Here is a 16,959-nt window from a genome sequence, read left to right on the forward strand (position 1 = left end):
TTATTTACGGCCTTTACGCTGCTGCTTTTTAGGTTGAGCAGCCGGTTTTTCCGGTTGTTCAACAGCAGCCATACCACCCAGGATCTCACCTTTGAAGATCCATACCTTAACGCCGATTACACCGTAAGTGGTGTGCGCTTCAGAGGTGTTGTAGTCAATGTCAGCACGCAGAGTGTGCAGCGGTACGCGACCTTCGCGGTACCATTCGGTACGTGCGATTTCCGCGCCGCCCAGACGGCCGCTAACTTCAACTTTGATACCTTTAGCGCCCAGACGCATTGCGTTCTGTACAGCACGCTTCATAGCACGACGGAACATAACACGACGTTCCAGCTGAGAAGTGATGCTGTCAGCAACCAATTTAGCGTCCAGTTCAGGCTTACGAACTTCAGCGATATTGATCTGTGCAGGAACGCCAGCGATATCCGCTACGACCTTGCGCAGTTTTTCTACGTCTTCGCCTTTCTTACCGATAACGATGCCAGGGCGAGCAGTGTGAATAGTCACACGAATGCTCTTAGCTGGACGCTCGATAACGATACGAGATACAGACGCTTTAGCCAGTTCCTTAGTCAGGTACTGACGTACTTTAAAATCGCTGTCCAGGTTGTCAGCGAATTCTTTGGTGTTCGCAAACCAGGTTGAGTTCCATGGTTTTACAATACCCAGGCGAATACCATTAGGATGTACTTTCTGACCCATTGCTAGTCTCCAGAGTCTCAGCGATCGGACACAACCACAGTAATGTGGCTGGTGCGCTTCAGGATGCGATCTGCACGACCTTTCGCACGCGGCATAATGCGCTTCATGCTTGGGCCTTCATCTACGAAAATTTTCGCGACTTTCAGATCGTCGATGTCAGCGCCATCGTTGTGTTCAGCGTTAGCAATGGCAGATTCCAGTACTTTCTTGACCAATACCGCAGCTTTCTTGTTGGTATAGGTCAGGATGTCCAGGGCCTGCGACACTTTCTTACCGCGAATCAGGTCAGCAACAAGGCGAACCTTCTGAGCAGAAGAACGAGCATGGCGATGTTGAGCTAAAGTTTCCATCTCTTCCTCCTACCTTATTTCTTCTTCGCTTTTTTATCAGCAGCGTGGCCGCGATAAGTACGAGTCGGTGCGAATTCACCCAGTTTGTGACCAACCATTTCGTCGGTAACAAAGACTGGAACGTGCTGACGACCATTATGGACAGCGATGGTCAAACCGATCATGTTAGGAAAGATCGTTGAACGACGGGACCAAGTGCGCAGGGGCTTCTTGTCTCCGCTTTCCACCGCTTTCTCTACCTTCTTCAGCAAGTGCAGGTCAATAAAAGGACCTTTCTTGAGAGAACGTGGCATGGCTTATCCTCTAAAATTATTTGCTACGGCGACGTACGATAAATTTATCAGTACGCTTGTTGCTGCGGGTCTTCTTACCTTTGGTCTGAACGCCCCACGGAGTTACCGGGTGCTTACCAAAGTTACGACCTTCACCACCACCATGTGGGTGATCGACTGGGTTCATCGCAGTACCGCGAACGGTAGGACGAACACCACGCCAGCGTGCAGCACCTGCTTTACCCAGAACGCGCAGCATATGCTCAGCATTGCCAACTTCGCCCAGAGTAGCGCGGCAGTCTGCTTCGACTTTACGCATTTCACCAGAACGCAGACGCAGGGTGACATAAGCACCATCACGAGCAACGATCTGAACGTAAGTACCAGCAGAACGCGCCAGCTGACCGCCTTTACCTGGTTTCATTTCTACGTTATGAACGGTAGAACCAACCGGGATATTGCGCATCGGCAGGGTGTTGCCTGCTTTGATTGCAGCATCAACGCCAGATTGAATCTGGTCGCCAGCTTTCAGGCCTTTAGGGGCCAGGATGTAACGGCGCTCGCCGTCTTTGTACAGAACCAGCGCGATGTTCGCGGAACGGTTCGGATCGTACTCAAGACGTTCAACAACTGCTGGGATACCGTCTTTGTTGCGTTTGAAGTCAACAATACGATAAGCCTGCTTGTGGCCACCACCGATGTGACGAGTGGTGATACGGCCATTGTTGTTACGACCACCGGATTTGCTGTTTTTTTCCAGCAACGGAGCAAAAGGTTTGCCCTTGTGCAGCTCAGGGTTAACCACTTTAACAACGTGGCGACGACCCGGAGATGTCGGTTTACATTTAACAACTGCCATTGTATTACTCCTCCGACTTACTCAGCGCCGCCAACGAAGTCCAGATTCTGGCCTTCTTTCAGGGTGACGTAAGCTTTTTTCCAGTCGCTACGACGACCGATACGCTGTCCGTGACGTTTAACTTTCCCTTTAACAACCAGGGTGTTAACGACTTCGACTTCGACTTCAAACAGTTTCTGCACAGCAGCTTTGATCTCTGCTTTGGTCGCGTCTTTAGCAACTTTGAGAACGATGGTGTTTGTTTTTTCCATCGCAGTAGACGCTTTTTCAGAAACGTGCGGTGCGCGAAGCACCTTCAGCAGACGTTCTTCACGAATCATGCCAGCATCTCCTCAACTTGCTTAACAGCATCAGCAGTCATTACGACTTTGTCGAAGGCGATCAGGCTAACCGGGTCGATACCAGTTGCATCGCGTACGTCAACCTTGTGCAGGTTACGTGCGGCCAGAAACAGGTTCTCGTCCAGCTCACCGGTGATGATCAGCACATCTTCCAGAGCCATGTCTTTCAGTTTCTGTGCCAGCAGCTTAGTTTTAGGCGCTTCTACAGAGAATGATTCGACAACGATCAGACGATCCTGACGTACCAGTTCGGACAGAATGCTTTTCAGCGCGCCGCGGTACATCTTTTTGTTAACTTTTTGACTGTGGTCCTGTGGACGCGCAGCGAAGGTCACGCCACCTGAACGCCAGATCGGGCTCTTGATAGAACCTGAACGCGCACGGCCGGTACCTTTCTGGCGCCATGGCTTTTTGCCAGAACCAGTTACTTCAGCACGAGTCTTCTGAGCACGAGTACCCTGACGAGCACCAGCTGCATAAGCAACAACAACCTGGTGAACCAGCGCTTCGTTGAAATCACGACCGAAGGTAGTTTCGGAAACAGTCAGCGCGCTCTGCGCGTCTTTCAATACTAATTCCATTGCTATCCCCTTACGCCTTCACAGCTGGTTTAACGATCAGGTCGCTACCGGTTGCACCCGGAACTGCACCTTTAACCAGCAGCAGGTTGCGCTCAGCGTCAACACGTACTACGTCCAGGCTCTGAACGGTCACACGTTCGTTACCCAGCTGACCTGCCATTTTCTTGCCTTTGAACACTTTGCCCGGAGTCTGGTTCTGACCGATAGAACCCGGAACGCGGTGAGACAAGGAGTTACCGTGGGTAGCGTCCTGGGTACGGAAGTTCCAGCGCTTAACGGTACCAGCAAAACCTTTACCTTTAGAGGTACCGGTTACGTCAACTTTTTTAACGTCAGCAAACAGCTCAACGCTAATGTCCTGACCTACGGTGAACTCTTCGCCTTCAGCAAGACGGAATTCCCACAGACCACGGCCAGCTTCTACGCCAGCTTTAGCGAAGTGACCCGCTTCTGGTTTGGTTACACGGTTAGCTTTTTTAGCACCAGTGGTCACCTGAACAGCGCGGTAGCCATCGTTAGCCAGATCTTTAACCTGAGTAACGCGGTTTGCTTCAACTTCGATTACGGTTACTGGGATTGAAACGCCATCTTCAGTGAAGATGCGGGTCATGCCCACTTTTTTACCGACTAAACCAATCATTGTATCAACCTCTCAATCGCTCGATGACCTGATTAACCCAGGCTGATCTGCACGTCTACACCGGCAGCCAGATCCAGACGCATCAGAGCATCAACGGTTTTCTCAGTTGGCTCAACGATGTCAACCAGACGCTTGTGAGTGCGGATTTCGTACTGATCACGCGCGTCTTTGTTAACGTGCGGAGAGATCAGAACGGTGAAGCGCTCTTTGCGGGTCGGCAGCGGGATCGGACCACGGACTTGCGCACCAGTGCGCTTAGCAGTCTCGACGATTTCCGCGGTTGATTGATCGATCAGACGATGATCAAACGCTTTAAGGCGGATACGGATTCTTTGGTTCTGCATGAGACCAGAGCTCCAATTATTTTATAAACGAAAATGATTACTCCTCAAACCCATTACGATTGATGGGAGAGTGTAACCGTTCTTACGTAGCTCCCCAATTGGGAGCATTGTTGAGTAACAAAATGAGCTACTCTGGTTCTGATTGAACCCGCCGTCAATTACGACAAGCCCGCGCATTATACGTAAATCTGGGCAAGACGCAAGTGACGTTTAGAAATTAAGCGCTGACGGTGCATTCTGCGTAAGCCATTCCACTATTTACAGCAACCTCTCCGTTCTCATCCTTTCCAGGGGAACCCTCACGCAAATTCCGTTTTTGCACATTGCCGGACATCTGTGATGCGAAGACTATTCGCCCAAACGGTGTTTAAGGATTTGAGCATGCTGACTTTACTCCCTTTTCTTTTGGCCTATTTTGTTCTGACAGGTTTACTGGTGCGCGAAGATATTCGTGCCGGCATGCTTCCGGATAAATATGTCTGTCCATTATTGTGGACCGGACTGCTCTTTCAGCTTTGCCTCCATCCGGATTCTCTTACTGGTGCTGTGGTCGGCGCGATGGCGGGATATATCAGTTTCGCGATGATTTACTGGGGCTATCGATTTATCTTCAGGCATGAAGGGTTGGGCTATGGCGACGTAAAGTATCTGTCGGCGCTGGGGGCCTGGTATGGCTGGTGCGAATTACCGCTTCTGGTATCAGTTGCTACTCTGATGGCACTGCTGTATCTCTTTATTTTTTCTTTAACAACCCCTGAGAGACAGGTATTAAAAAACCCACTGCCTTTTGGGCCATTTCTGGCAGCAGCGGGTTTATGCGTAGGCTGGAAGACGCTGGTTACTCTTCCACTTTAATCTGCGACTGAAGGTAGTTCTGTAGGCCGATCTTAGCAATGAGATCCAGCTCTGTTTCCAGCCAGTCAATATGGCCTTCTTCATCGGCCAGGATCTGGATCATCATATCGCGGCTGACGTAGTCATGTACGCTGTCAGCATAGGCAATGGCTTCACGGAGATCTTTAGCGCCTTCAAGTTCCAGCCTAAGGTCGGAACGCAGCATCTCTTCGACATCTTCTCCGATACCCAGCTTACCGAGATCCTGCAGGTTAGGAATGCCTTCAAGGAATAAAATACGCTCGATATATTTATCAGCGTGTTTCATTTCATCGATCGATTCATGGTACTCAACGTCGTTTAAGCGTTTAAGTCCCCAGTTTTTGAACATTCTCGCGTGAAGAAAGTACTGGTTGATTGCGACAAGCTCATTTCCCAATAATTTATTGAGATAACTTATGATTTTAACATCACCTTTCATTATATAGTCCCTCCGCTTCCACTCATTGAAGCGTAGATCGGGCTACAGGGATGTCAAAAAAAAGATGGTGCTTACGCGATCTCTTTGTATTCCGGGATCTGCATCAATTCATCCTGCATAATCTCTCGTGCAGCACGTACACATTTACCGCATTGATTTCCCACCGGAACAAACTTGCGAAGCTGCTGGAATGACTGAGGCTGAAACTGGCGAACGGCCTGACGTATTTTCTTGTCGCTTACACCATTACATAAACAAACGTACATAGAGACTCCCGTTCAAAATATGCGCAAAGTGTAAGTGAGAATGGTTATGATTACAATAGCACAAGCGCCGGAATACGGGGCGGGAGCAGGCAAAAAATGCGAAATTTTGTGACAAATCCTTAGCGGCAGAAAACAAAAAAGGACGCCGAAGCGTCCTTTTTTATTCAGGGCTAATACTTAGCTCAGAACTTTAGCAACAACGCCCGCGCCAACGGTACGGCCGCCTTCACGGATTGCGAAACGCAGACCGTCGTCCATCGCGATTGGGTGGATCAGAGTCACAACCATCTTGATGTTGTCGCCTGGCATTACCATCTCAACGCCTTCTGGCAGTTCGATGGTACCGGTCACGTCAGTTGTACGGAAGTAGAACTGTGGACGGTAGCCTTTGAAGAACGGAGTATGACGGCCGCCTTCGTCTTTGGACAGAATGTACACTTCAGATTCGAACTTGGTGTGTGGCTTGATTGAGCCTGGCTTCGCCAGAACCTGACCACGTTCGATTTCTTCACGTTTGATACCACGCAGCAGAACACCAACGTTCTCACCAGCACGGCCTTCGTCCAGCAGTTTGCGGAACATTTCAACGCCAGTACAGGTAGACTTCGCAGTCTCTTTGATACCAACGATTTCAACTTCTTCGCCAACTTTGATGATACCGCGCTCTACACGACCGGTAACAACGGTACCACGACCGGAGATGGAGAATACGTCTTCGATTGGCAGCAGGAATGGCTTGTCAATCGCACGCTCTGGTTCTGGGATGTAAGAATCCAGGAAGCCAGCCAGTTCGATGATTTTCGCTTCCCACTCTGCTTCGCCTTCCAGCGCTTTCAGAGCAGAACCACGAACGATTGGGGTATCGTCGCCTGGGAAATCGTACTGAGACAGCAGTTCACGAACTTCCATCTCTACCAGTTCCAGCAGCTCTTCGTCATCAACCATGTCGCATTTGTTCAGGAACACGATGATGAAAGGAACGCCTACCTGACGACCCAGCAGGATGTGCTCACGAGTCTGAGGCATAGGGCCGTCAGTCGCAGCAACAACCAGGATCGCGCCGTCCATCTGCGCAGCACCGGTGATCATGTTTTTAACATAGTCGGCGTGGCCTGGGCAGTCTACGTGTGCGTAGTGGCGAGTCGGGGTGTCATATTCAACGTGGGAAGTGTTGATGGTGATACCACGAGCTTTTTCTTCTGGTGCGTTATCGATCTGGTCGAATGCACGAGCAGAACCACCGTAGGTTTTTGCCAGAACGGTAGTGATTGCAGCAGTCAGGGTAGTTTTACCATGGTCAACGTGGCCGATAGTACCAACGTTGACGTGCGGTTTTGTACGTTCAAATTTTTCTTTAGACACGGCTATATTCCTTACTATAGTGCTCTCCCCTCTGGAGAGAGCACGGGACTTAGGTTTTAATCCTGTGGATTACTTACCACGGGCTTCAATAACGGCCTGAGCAACGTTGTTAGGCGCATCATCATACTTCAGGAATTCCATGGTGTATGATGCACGACCTTTGGTCAGAGAACGCAGCTGAGTTGCATATCCGAACATTTCAGACAGCGGAACTTCAGCGTGGATCTTAACGCCAGTTACTTCGGATTCCTGACCACGCAGCATACCGCGACGACGGCTCAAGTCACCGATAACGTCACCGGTGTTCTCTTCAGGAGTTTCTACTTCAACCTTCATGATTGGCTCAAGCAGAACTGGTTTTGCTTTCTTAAAGCCTTCTTTAAAGGCAATAGACGCAGCCAGTTTAAACGCCAGTTCAGAGGAGTCAACGTCGTGGTAAGAACCGAAGTGCAGACGAACACCCATGTCAACAACCGGATAGCCAGCCAGAGGGCCCGCTTTCAGCTGTTCCTGAATGCCTTTATCAACGGCTGGGATGTATTCGCCAGGAATTACACCACCTTTGATGTCGTTGATGAACTCGTAACCTTTAGGGTTAGAGCCCGGCTCCAGTGGGTACATGTCGATCACAACGTGACCGTACTGACCGCGACCACCAGACTGCTTAGCGTGTTTACCTTCAACATCGGTAACTTTCGCACGAATCGCTTCGCGGTAAGCAACCTGAGGTTTACCCACGTTCGCTTCAACGTTGAATTCACGCTTCATACGGTCAACGATGATGTCCAGGTGCAGTTCACCCATACCAGCGATGATGGTCTGGTTAGATTCTTCATCAGTCCATACGCGGAATGATGGGTCTTCTTTCGCCAGACGGCCCAGAGCCAGACCCATTTTTTCCTGGTCAGCTTTGGTTTTTGGTTCAACTGCGATGGAGATTACCGGCTCAGGGAATTCCATACGCTCCAGAATGATCGGGTGATCCGGGTCACACAGGGTGTCACCAGTGGTCACGTCTTTCAGACCGATAGCTGCAGCGATGTCGCCCGCACGAACTTCTTTGATCTCTTCACGTTTGTTAGCATGCATCTGTACGATACGGCCAAAACGTTCACGCGCCGTTTTCACGGAGTTCAGGATGGTGTCACCGGAGTTAACCACACCAGAGTAAACGCGGAAGAAGGTCAGGTTACCCACGAATGGGTCGGTAGCAATTTTGAACGCCAGTGCAGAGAACGGCTCTTCGTCGCTTGCGTGACGCTCAGCCGGCGTATCTTTACCGTCGTCCAGGATGCCGTTGATCGCAGGAACGTCAACCGGGGATGGCAGGTAGTCAACTACCGCATCCAGCATCGCCTGAACACCTTTGTTCTTGAACGCAGAACCACAGGTTACCAGGATGATTTCGTTGTTCAGAACGCGCTGACGCAGAGCTTTTTTGATCTCTTCTTCAGTCAGTTCTTCACCACCCAGGTATTTCTCCATCAGCTCTTCAGAAGCTTCAGCAGCGGATTCGATCAGGTTCTGGTGCCATTCGTCAGCCAGGTCCTGCATTTCAGCCGGGATATCTTCGTATTCGAAGGTAACGCCCTGGTCTGCATCGTTCCAGTTGATGGCTTTCATTTTCACCAGGTCGATAACACCGGTGAAACCTTCTTCAGCACCAATTGCCAGCTGCAGCGGAACAGGGTTCGCGCCCAGACGGGATTTGATCTGACCAACAACTTTCAGGAAGTTAGCACCCATACGGTCCATTTTGTTAACGAACGCGATGCGTGGAACTTTATATTTGTTCGCCTGACGCCATACGGTCTCAGACTGTGGCTGAACACCACCAACTGCGCAATAAACCATTACCGCGCCGTCAAGAACACGCATGGAACGTTCTACTTCGATGGTGAAGTCAACGTGGCCCGGGGTGTCGATGATGTTTACGCGATGCGGTTCGTACTGCTTAGCCATACCTGACCAGAATGCAGTAGTCGCTGCGGAGGTGATAGTGATACCACGCTCCTGCTCCTGTTCCATCCAGTCCATGGTGGCTGCGCCGTCATGAACTTCACCGATTTTGTGGTTTACACCGGTGTAGAACAGAATACGTTCGGTAGTAGTGGTTTTACCGGCGTCGATGTGCGCACTGATACCGATGTTACGGTAGCGTGCGATGGGTGTTGTACGAGCCATTTGATTCCTCGTTTATATCTTTAGGCGTTCAGTTAAGTTACCCAGAGCGGGCGGCTTCTCTGAAGCGCCCGCCTGGTGACTAATACTCCGAAGGGATTACCAACGGTAGTGTGCGAACGCCTTGTTGGCTTCTGCCATACGGTGAACGTCTTCACGTTTCTTAACTGCAGTACCTTTGTTGTCTGCAGCATCAGAAAGTTCGTTCGCCAGACGCAGAGCCATGGATTTATCACCGCGTTTACGAGCAGCTTCAACGATCCAACGCATTGCCAGAGCATTACGACGAACCGGACGAACTTCAACTGGAACCTGATAAGTAGAACCACCAACGCGGCGGGACTTAACTTCTACAGTTGGGCGAACGTTGTCGAGAGCGACTTCGAAAGCTTCCAGTTCATTTTTACCAGAACGCTGAGCCAGGGTCTCAAGCGCGCTGTATACGATTGCTTCTGCAGTAGATTTTTTACCATCTACCATCAGGATATTTACAAATTTTGCCAGCAGTTCTGATCCGAATTTCGGATCTGGAAGAATTTTACGCTGACCAATGACGCGACGACGTGGCATGGGAATACTCCGTTGTTAATTCAGGATTGTCCAAAACTCAAAGAGTTTAGTTTGACATTAAGATAAATCAGTTTGGCCTTACTTAACGGAGAACCATTAAGCCTTAGGACGCTTCACGCCGTACTTGGAGCGAGCCTGCTTACGGTCTTTAACACCTGAGCAGTCGAGCGCACCACGAACGGTGTGGTAACGAACACCCGGAAGGTCTTTAACACGACCGCCACGGATCAGGATCACGGAGTGTTCCTGCAGGTTGTGACCTTCACCACCGATGTAGGAAGTCACTTCGAAACCGTTAGTCAAACGCACACGGCATACTTTACGCAGTGCGGAGTTTGGTTTTTTAGGAGTGGTGGTATATACACGAGTACATACACCACGTTTCTGCGGGCAGGCTTCCAGCGCAGGCACGTTGCTCTTTGCAACTTTGCGTGCGCGTGGTTTGCGTACCAGCTGGTTAACTGTTGCCATTAAATAGCTCCTGGTTTTAGCTTTTGCTTCGTAAACACGTAATAAAACGACCTCATACAATATGAGGACGCGAAATTTTAGGGCTACGTCGAAAAGGTGTCAAGAAATATACAGCGATCTCAGATCACCAGTTCATTTGACTGGCGTGCGTCACAGTAAGATTGACGAAATCATTATAGCCAACCACGTCAATTTTGGCTGAAATTTGACCAGAAAGACCCCGCGCATCAAGATCGTCCTTCAGCGCAGAGACTGTTATGGGGGCATTGCAGAGGATTTCAACAAAACGACTGCCTTCAAGTGCGGCAAGCACACCATCCTGAATCAGCAGCAGGTCATCACCTTCGCGCAGCATACTCAGCAACGCGTCGATATCACATTGCCACGGTGAATGGCTCAGAGTATGGAGCATAGCAGCCTCAGAAAGTCAGAACGGTGTCGTAGTGGGAAAGGTGTTCGCGCAGTGCCGCAGAAGACAGCATTGTCACATCCAGCACGAAAGGCGTTGCCTCGTTTAAACCGCGCGCAGCCAGGGAGTCGGCACAGACATAGCATGTTTCGATGTCGTAAAGCGGTAACACTTTGAAGGTTGCGATGTAATCCCGTGCCAGAATGGCTTGAGGCTGTTGCCCCGCCAGAAGCTGAAATACACCGTCCCCCAAAAAGAAGACGCCGATATCGTCGGTCAGCGCTGATGTCGCGAGCAGCGCATCCAGCCCTTCTCTGCCGGACGCAGTACCATGCGGCGCTGAGGAAAAAACAAACGCGACACGCTTCATCAGAATTGCACCACTCTGTCGCAGGTTAACGCCGCCTGTGCCAGTGCCCCCAGGCCACTCAACGAAAAACCAGGCTGCAGGTTAGAACCCGATAAACCAAGACGAGCGGCTTCGGTTGCATCGGTCACGCCGCGGCGAAGTGCCGCCGCGACGCAGATATGCAGTTCTACGCCCTGCTTTTCGTTTAATGCCTGCCAGGCGCGCACCAGATCAAACTCATCGCTCGCCGGTGACGTAAACTGGTTCGCGTTATACACCCCTTCCCGATAGAAGAAGACGCTCACCAGCTCATGTCCGGCCGCCAGTAACGCATATGCAAACTGCAGCGCGCTGCTGGCCTGCTGAGTACCGTACGCCGGGCCTGTCACCATTAACGCAAAACGCATTACTTGTCTTGCCCCAGGAAATCACCGCTTTTGAACTGACGGATGTAGAGGTAGACCGTGTGCTTGGAGATGTTCAGACGATCGGCCACCTGGTTAATGGCGTCTTTAATATCAAAAATACCTTTCTCGTAGAGATTAAGCACGATCTGGCGATTCTTGGCGTTGTTCGAGACGTTGCGATCGGCATTCACCTCTTCAATCGTAAACTCAAGCGTCTGCGTCACCAGATCTTCAACGGAGGAGGCAAAGTTAACAGAAGAGCCAACATCCGGCGTTTCTGGTGGAATAAAGGTGCTCATGATTTGCGAGAATGGCACATCAAGGTTCATGTTGATGCACAACAGTCCAATCACACGATGCTCGCGGTTTCGAATCGCGATGGTTTCTGATTTCATCAGCACGCCGCTTTTGGCGCGGGTGAAATAGCATTTGGAGACGCTGCTGTCCGCGCCGGTCATGTCATGCAACATACGCAATGCAAGGTCGGTGATTGGCGAACCAATTTTACGGCCAGTATGCTCACCATTAGCAATGCGGATGGCGGAACACTTCAGATCTTGCAGGGAGTGCAATACGATTTCGCAGTGGGAGCCAATGAGCATCGCTAACCCGTCCACCACCGCTTCATAGGATTTCAGAATATCGAAGTCGGTCTGATCAAAAGGACGTTGATCCAGCAAATCAAGTTCACTGGTTTCGTTGGTTAAAAGCGACCTGGACATGAAAAAAACACTCCTTTTCAGGAGCCTGTCGTTAGGTTTTCAGGGCAGGCTCATTATCTACACGGACAACTAAATTAATACAGCGTGTATAGCGCTTTCCAGTGTTAATTATATCTGCCCCATAATAAAAAAACCGCCGCCTTAAAGGCGGCGGTTTTTATCACATTACTTCTTAGCGTCTGTCGCTGCTTTTTCTTCAGCCGGCGCGTCTGCCTTTGCATCCGCTTTCGGTGCTGGTTTGATATCCAGCAGCTCTACGTCAAAGACCAGCGTAGAGTTGGCAGGGATACCCGGAACGCCGGTTTTGCCATACGCCAGGTCTGGTGGAATAACCAGCTTGATCTTGCCACCTTTCTTGATGTTTTTCAGGCCTTCAGTCCAGCCAGGGATCACACCATCAAGACGGAAAGAGAGCGGCTCACCACGGGTGTAAGAGTTATCGAACTCTTTACCGTCGATCAGCGTACCTTTGTAGTTCACAACAACAGTATCGCTGTCTTTAGGCGCATCGCCGGTGCCTTCTTTCTCAACTTTGTACACCAGGCCAGTAGAAGAGGTTTTCACACCCTTCTCTTTAGCAAAGGTATCGCGGTAGGCTTTGCCTTTCGCTTCGTTGTCTTTAGCGTCCGCATCCATCTTAGTCTGAGCGGCACCCTTCACACGCGCTTCAAACGCCTGCAGAGTCTGTTCGATTTCCTGGTCAGACAGCTTGCTCTTATCTGCAAATGCGTCCTGAACACCCGCGATCAGCTGAGCTTTGTCCAGTTTGATGCCCAGTTTCTCTTGTTCTTTCAGAGAGTTTTCCATGTAACGACCCAGAGATGCGCCGAGTGCGTAGGCGGATTTCTGGTCGTCATTTTTGAACGCCGCTTTGCTGTCTGCAGTGGCAGCAGGCTTCGCAGCAGTATCAGCAGCGAATGACAGCGGCGCGTTCAGCGCAACAGCCATCGTCGTCGCCAGCAGCGTTACTTTAAACAGTGATTTCATCCATATCTCCAGGGCCTGGGGACTCTCACCCCAGCATTAAACGTAAATGAGTTACGTACTATAAATCGTTGCGGAAGAAATCTACAGACAGACTCCCCCGATTCTCGCCACTTTTCAGACTATTTTTGTTTAAATAAGTTTCTTGCTACAGGGATGAATACTGTACTTAGGGATAAACTCGGTTAAACTTCGCCGCCGCTGGCCCATTATGGCGAATCAGAAACAGACGAGGTGAATCATGAAGGACACGATGATAGAAGAGAGACTGGCCGAGCTTGAAAGCCGCCTGGCTTTTCAGGACATCACCATCGAAGAGCTTAACCAAACGGTGACCGCCCACGAGCTAGAAATGGCAAAACTGCGGGATCTGCTGCGTCTGCTCACTGAAAAAGTGAAGGCCACACAGGCATCGCATATCGCCTCTCAATCTGAAGAGACACCCCCACCTCATTATTGAGGCGTAAAAAAAGCGGGATCATCCCGCTTTTTTATTTTCCGCATGACGGAATTAGTGGCAACCGCAGCCGCCGTTACCGCAACCACCTTTACCGTGGTCGTGACCATGGTCGTGATCGTGGCCGTGACCACCGCAGCAGCCGTCATGGCCGTGATCGTGGTCATGGTCGTGGCCGTTTGCACCGTGAACGTGGCCATGAGCCAGCTCTTCTTCGGTTGCTTCACGAATCGCAACAACTTCTACGTTGAACTTCAGGTTCTGGCCAGCCAGCATGTGGTTGCCGTCAACCACGACGTGGTCATCTTCCACTTCGGTGATTTCCACAGGAACCGGACCCTGGTCAGTTTCAGCCAGGAAGCGCATGCCAACCTGCAGTTCGTCAACGCCCATGAACACGTCTTTAGGAACGCGCTGAACCAGGTTGTCGTCATACTGACCGTAAGCGTCGTTCGCGCCTACAGCAACGTCAAATTTGTCGCCAACTTCATGACCTTCCAGCGCGTTTTCCAGGCCGGAAATCAGGGAACCGTGACCATGCAGGTAGTCAAGCGGCGCACTCACCGGAGACTCATCAACCAACACACCGTCTTCTGTACGTACCTGATAGGCCAGGCTGACCACCAGGTCTTTTGCTACTTTCATGATATCTCCTGAGCGTGGGAAAATTGCTGGCGCAGATTGTAGCGGAAATCTGCACCCGTGTACCCTTTAGCTTAAAAAAACTCAGGGCATATCGCTAGTCCGGATGAAAAATCCCGATAACTTGCTCTTCTTTGCGTACATGATCGCGGGCCTCTTTATCGGCTTCTCGCATCTGGTGACCGCACTTAACACACTCAACAACATCAATATTATTTTCCCGCCACATCGCCAGGGTATCTTGCGCCTGGCAGGTCGGGCATTTTGCACCCGCAATAAAGCGTTTACGTACAGCCATCTTTCGTTACCCTTTATTCAAATTCATCCCAGCCATCAAGCTGGCGTCGTTCCTGTTGCATCTCTCGCTGGAAGATTTCCTCCAGTTCGCGACGCGCTTCCCGCACGCGGGAGATCTGCTCAGTATCAGTATGTACCGGCATCAGCTCGCGCAACATTTGCATATCCAGCCGGCGGAAATGCATCTGGGCGCGCTGCGCCTGATGAGGATGCATCCCCAACGAGATCAACGCCTTGCGGCCCAGCTCCAGCGCACTGGAAAATGTCTCACGGGAGAAGTGTTTCACACCCGCCTGTAACAGTTCGTGAGCTTCAACACGTCCACGCGCACGCGCCAGAATATGCAGATGCGGAAAATGCTGCTGACACAGCTCCACCAGCTTCATCGTGTCTTCCGGATCGTTGCAGGTAATCACGATGGACTCTGCTGCCTCTGCACCCGCCGAGCGCAATAGCTCGAGCTGGGTCGCGTCGCCGTAATAAACCTTATAGCCATATTTACGCATCAGATTGACCGCGCTGATATCGCGTTCCAGCACCGTGATGCGCATTTTGTTCGCCATCAGCAAACGCCCGATAACCTGCCCGAAGCGGCCAAAGCCCACCACAATCACCTGCGGCTTATCGTCTTCCACCCACGGCGCTTCATCTTCATCGTCAGTCGGGTTTAAGCGGCGCGACAGAAGTTTATCCACCAGCCTCATCAGAAGCGGTGTGGTCATCATCGACAGCGTAACTGTCACCAGCAGAAGCGCCATCTGATCGTCTTTAAACAGCTTCTGGGAGGAGGCGGTGGAGAACAGCACAAACGCGAACTCGCCACCCTGGCTTAGCACGCTGGCAAACTGCATACGTTCTGAACTGCGCAAGCCGTAAATACGCGCCATGACGTACAGCACCAGCGTTTTCACCGCCACGAGGATGGCAACGCTCATCACAACCCACAGCAGATGGGTATAGAGCACGCCGAGATTGAGCGCCATCCCCACCGAAATAAAGAACAGACCTAACAGCAGCCCTTTGAAGGGATCGATGGCAATTTCCAGCTCGTGCCGATATTCGCTCTCCGCCAGCAACACCCCGGCGATAAAGGTCCCGAGCGCCATCGACAGCCCCAGCGCGTCCATAAACAACGCCGATCCCAGCACCAGCAGCAGCGTCGCGGCGGTAAAGACCTCGCGCACGCCCGAGGCGGCAATAAAACGGAACACGGGGCGTAACAGGAAACGTCCGCCAATCAGCATGCCCGCGAAGGCCAGCACCTTCATGGCAATTTTCGCCCAGTCGAAGTGATCGTCGCCAGAGCCCGCCAGTAGCGGCACCAGCGCCAGCGCCGGGATCACCGCTAAATCCTGGAACAACAGCACCGAGAAGCCCAGTTGACCGGCTTCATTGCGATTCATCCCTTTGTCGCGCATCAGCTGCAGGGCCATCGCCGTCGACGACATCGCAAGGCCTATTCCGCCTATCACCGCCGCCTGCCAGGAGAAACTCGTCAGCATTAACAGGCCGCCCAGAATAGCGGCGCTGAACAACACCTGTGCAGCACCCACACCAAAGATAGAGCGTCGTAGCTGCCACAGCTTAGAAGGATTAAGCTCCAGGCCGATGATGAACATCAGGAACACCACGCCCAGCTCGGAGAAGTGGAGAATTTCATCCACATCGCTGATGAATCCCAGCCCCCAGGGGCCAATCGCGATCCCCGCCAGCAGATAACCCAGCACTGCACCTATTCCAATACGTGCAGCAAGCGGCACCGCGACGACGGCTGCAAATAAAAACAGCACCCCGGCGAGGAGTAAATTCGATCCTTCCATTAACGACCTCCTGCCGGAATCGGTGACGCCAGCCATTCACCGTAGGCTCTGGCGTGGCTTGCCAGCTCTTTCGGATCCTGACGCCGGGCCCAGTACACAATAATCGGGCTCATCCAGTGCATACGACACATTGCCGCCGTCAGCTCGAAAGGCCGCAGAATGTCGCTCATCGGATAACGATTCAGCCCGTCGTGGCGGTAAGCACTTTCTGGCTCACCGGTTGTGATCACGCTGCGCCAGTACTTTCCCGCCAGTTGGTTGCCCCCCACCCCGCTGGAAAAGCCCCGGCTCAGCACACGGTCCAGCCACTCTTTGAGCAGCGCCGGACAGCTGTAGGTATAAAGCGGATGCTGAAACACAATCACGTCATGCTGACGCAGCAGTTCCTGCTCGTAAGGGATATCAATAAAGAAATCAGGGTAGTGCGCGTAAAGATCGTGCACCGTCACGTTGCTGAGCTGTGTAGCCGGCTTAAGCAGAACCCGGTTCGCCACCGAGTCCTGAGATTCCGGATGGGCATACAGCAGCAGCACTTTTGCTGTCTGAGACATCATTCCCCTCCCGGTCTTGTTTCTGTTTTTGTGTATCGTCGTTGTTTTGGGCTACCATGGCGGCCCG

General features: G+C 51.5%; 25 protein-coding genes. 2 read left to right on the forward strand and 23 right to left on the reverse strand.

Going from position 1 to position 16,959, the window contains the following annotated elements; genetic code table 11:
- From rpsC to rpsJ, 8 genes are read right to left on the reverse strand one after another with little or no spacing between them, the layout of a single operon-like run.
- Nucleotides 1–702, reverse strand: coding sequence for a 30S ribosomal protein S3 (gene rpsC / locus PYW49_RS20730; protein ID WP_000529945.1), 702 nt, complete (start codon nucleotides 700–702; stop codon nucleotides 1–3).
- Between the two features lie 17 nt (nucleotides 703–719).
- Nucleotides 720–1,052 (reverse strand): 50S ribosomal protein L22, encoded by a 333-nt coding sequence (gene rplV / locus PYW49_RS20735; RefSeq protein ID WP_002919773.1) that lies wholly within the window; start codon nucleotides 1,050–1,052, stop codon nucleotides 720–722.
- A 14-nt stretch (nucleotides 1,053–1,066) separates the two neighbouring features.
- Nucleotides 1,067–1,345: a 30S ribosomal protein S19 gene (rpsS, locus tag PYW49_RS20740; protein ID WP_001138117.1), complete on the reverse strand. Its 279-nt coding sequence runs from the start codon at nucleotides 1,343–1,345 to the stop codon at nucleotides 1,067–1,069.
- Between the two features lie 16 nt (nucleotides 1,346–1,361).
- The gene (gene rplB, locus PYW49_RS20745; protein ID WP_000301859.1) at nucleotides 1,362–2,183 is read right to left on the reverse strand and encodes a 50S ribosomal protein L2; all 822 of its coding nucleotides are present in this window, start codon (nucleotides 2,181–2,183) and stop codon (nucleotides 1,362–1,364) included.
- A gap of 17 nt (nucleotides 2,184–2,200) precedes the next feature.
- Nucleotides 2,201–2,503, reverse strand: a complete 303-nt coding sequence (rplW, locus tag PYW49_RS20750; protein WP_000617546.1) for a 50S ribosomal protein L23 — start codon at nucleotides 2,501–2,503, stop codon at nucleotides 2,201–2,203.
- Nucleotides 2,500–3,105, reverse strand: coding sequence for a 50S ribosomal protein L4 (gene rplD / locus PYW49_RS20755; RefSeq protein WP_003031119.1), 606 nt, complete (start codon nucleotides 3,103–3,105; stop codon nucleotides 2,500–2,502). Before rplD ends, rplW begins: the two co-directional genes overlap by 4 nt.
- 10 nt (nucleotides 3,106–3,115) lie before the next feature.
- The gene (gene rplC / locus PYW49_RS20760) at nucleotides 3,116–3,745 is read right to left on the reverse strand and encodes a 50S ribosomal protein L3 (RefSeq protein ID WP_006178923.1); all 630 of its coding nucleotides are present in this window, start codon (nucleotides 3,743–3,745) and stop codon (nucleotides 3,116–3,118) included.
- Nucleotides 3,746–3,777: 32 nt separating this feature from the next.
- A complete protein-coding gene (gene rpsJ / locus PYW49_RS20765; protein WP_001181005.1) occupies nucleotides 3,778–4,089 on the reverse strand; it encodes a 30S ribosomal protein S10 in 312 nt (103 codons plus the stop codon).
- A 381-nt stretch (nucleotides 4,090–4,470) separates the two neighbouring features.
- Here rpsJ and PYW49_RS20770 point away from each other — a divergent pair, with 381 nt between their 5' ends.
- Complete coding sequence (locus PYW49_RS20770) at nucleotides 4,471–4,944, forward strand: prepilin peptidase (protein ID WP_320387394.1); 474 nt, start codon at nucleotides 4,471–4,473, stop codon at nucleotides 4,942–4,944.
- Here the strand turns inward: PYW49_RS20770 and bfr are convergent.
- The 11 genes from bfr to fkpA form a co-directional block, all read right to left on the reverse strand.
- Complete coding sequence (gene bfr, locus PYW49_RS20775) at nucleotides 4,928–5,404, reverse strand: bacterioferritin (RefSeq protein WP_008503492.1); 477 nt, start codon at nucleotides 5,402–5,404, stop codon at nucleotides 4,928–4,930. The genes PYW49_RS20770 and bfr overlap by 17 nt on opposite strands.
- Nucleotides 5,405–5,475: 71 nt before the next feature.
- A complete protein-coding gene (bfd, locus tag PYW49_RS20780; protein ID WP_008503493.1) occupies nucleotides 5,476–5,670 on the reverse strand; it encodes a bacterioferritin-associated ferredoxin in 195 nt (64 codons plus the stop codon).
- Between the two features lie 177 nt (nucleotides 5,671–5,847).
- Nucleotides 5,848–7,032 carry an elongation factor Tu gene (gene tuf / locus PYW49_RS20785; RefSeq protein WP_320387395.1) on the reverse strand — a complete coding sequence of 395 codons (1,185 nt, stop codon included), beginning with the start codon at nucleotides 7,030–7,032 and terminating at the stop codon, nucleotides 5,848–5,850.
- A gap of 69 nt (nucleotides 7,033–7,101) precedes the next feature.
- Nucleotides 7,102–9,216, reverse strand: a complete 2,115-nt coding sequence (gene fusA, locus PYW49_RS20790) for an elongation factor G (RefSeq protein WP_063144212.1) — start codon at nucleotides 9,214–9,216, stop codon at nucleotides 7,102–7,104.
- 96 nt (nucleotides 9,217–9,312) lie between these two features.
- Nucleotides 9,313–9,783, reverse strand: coding sequence for a 30S ribosomal protein S7 (gene rpsG / locus PYW49_RS20795; RefSeq protein ID WP_004106370.1), 471 nt, complete (start codon nucleotides 9,781–9,783; stop codon nucleotides 9,313–9,315).
- 96 nt (nucleotides 9,784–9,879) lie between these two features.
- Nucleotides 9,880–10,254: a 30S ribosomal protein S12 gene (rpsL, locus tag PYW49_RS20800; protein WP_000246815.1), complete on the reverse strand. Its 375-nt coding sequence runs from the start codon at nucleotides 10,252–10,254 to the stop codon at nucleotides 9,880–9,882.
- 124 nt (nucleotides 10,255–10,378) lie between these two features.
- Nucleotides 10,379–10,666: a sulfurtransferase complex subunit TusB gene (gene tusB / locus PYW49_RS20805; protein WP_134348082.1), complete on the reverse strand. Its 288-nt coding sequence runs from the start codon at nucleotides 10,664–10,666 to the stop codon at nucleotides 10,379–10,381.
- A gap of 7 nt (nucleotides 10,667–10,673) precedes the next feature.
- Nucleotides 10,674–11,033 carry a sulfurtransferase complex subunit TusC gene (tusC, locus tag PYW49_RS20810; RefSeq protein WP_320387396.1) on the reverse strand — a complete coding sequence of 120 codons (360 nt, stop codon included), beginning with the start codon at nucleotides 11,031–11,033 and terminating at the stop codon, nucleotides 10,674–10,676.
- Nucleotides 11,033–11,419 (reverse strand): sulfurtransferase complex subunit TusD, encoded by a 387-nt coding sequence (gene tusD, locus PYW49_RS20815; protein WP_134348084.1) that lies wholly within the window; start codon nucleotides 11,417–11,419, stop codon nucleotides 11,033–11,035. The genes tusC and tusD overlap by 1 nt, the downstream gene beginning before the upstream one ends.
- Nucleotides 11,419–12,141 (reverse strand): helix-turn-helix transcriptional regulator, encoded by a 723-nt coding sequence (locus tag PYW49_RS20820; RefSeq protein ID WP_003861697.1) that lies wholly within the window; start codon nucleotides 12,139–12,141, stop codon nucleotides 11,419–11,421. The genes tusD and PYW49_RS20820 overlap by 1 nt, the downstream gene beginning before the upstream one ends.
- Nucleotides 12,142–12,306: 165 nt before the next feature.
- Nucleotides 12,307–13,128 (reverse strand): FKBP-type peptidyl-prolyl cis-trans isomerase, encoded by an 822-nt coding sequence (fkpA, locus tag PYW49_RS20825; protein ID WP_134348085.1) that lies wholly within the window; start codon nucleotides 13,126–13,128, stop codon nucleotides 12,307–12,309.
- Nucleotides 13,129–13,366: 238 nt separating this feature from the next.
- On the opposite strand from fkpA, the gene PYW49_RS20830 reads away from it, so the two are divergent.
- Nucleotides 13,367–13,585: a protein SlyX gene (locus PYW49_RS20830; protein ID WP_047345774.1), complete on the forward strand. Its 219-nt coding sequence runs from the start codon at nucleotides 13,367–13,369 to the stop codon at nucleotides 13,583–13,585.
- Between the two features lie 51 nt (nucleotides 13,586–13,636).
- On the opposite strand, the gene slyD is transcribed toward PYW49_RS20830, so the two are convergent.
- From slyD to kefG, 4 genes are all read right to left on the reverse strand, one after another.
- The gene (gene slyD / locus PYW49_RS20835; RefSeq protein WP_134348086.1) at nucleotides 13,637–14,227 is read right to left on the reverse strand and encodes a peptidylprolyl isomerase; all 591 of its coding nucleotides are present in this window, start codon (nucleotides 14,225–14,227) and stop codon (nucleotides 13,637–13,639) included.
- 94 nt (nucleotides 14,228–14,321) lie between these two features.
- Nucleotides 14,322–14,522 carry a YheV family putative zinc ribbon protein gene (locus tag PYW49_RS20840; RefSeq protein WP_010436300.1) on the reverse strand — a complete coding sequence of 67 codons (201 nt, stop codon included), beginning with the start codon at nucleotides 14,520–14,522 and terminating at the stop codon, nucleotides 14,322–14,324.
- A 13-nt stretch (nucleotides 14,523–14,535) separates the two neighbouring features.
- The gene (gene kefB / locus PYW49_RS20845) at nucleotides 14,536–16,341 is read right to left on the reverse strand and encodes a glutathione-regulated potassium-efflux system protein KefB (RefSeq protein WP_134348087.1); all 1,806 of its coding nucleotides are present in this window, start codon (nucleotides 16,339–16,341) and stop codon (nucleotides 14,536–14,538) included.
- Nucleotides 16,341–16,892, reverse strand: a complete 552-nt coding sequence (gene kefG, locus PYW49_RS20850) for a glutathione-regulated potassium-efflux system ancillary protein KefG (protein ID WP_014885493.1) — start codon at nucleotides 16,890–16,892, stop codon at nucleotides 16,341–16,343. The genes kefB and kefG overlap by 1 nt, the downstream gene beginning before the upstream one ends.
- Nucleotides 16,893–16,959: the final 67 nt, after the last annotated feature.

Source organism: Enterobacter chinensis, assembly GCF_034008295.1.
GTDB classification, from domain to species: Bacteria; Pseudomonadota; Gammaproteobacteria; order Enterobacterales; family Enterobacteriaceae; genus Enterobacter; species Enterobacter chinensis.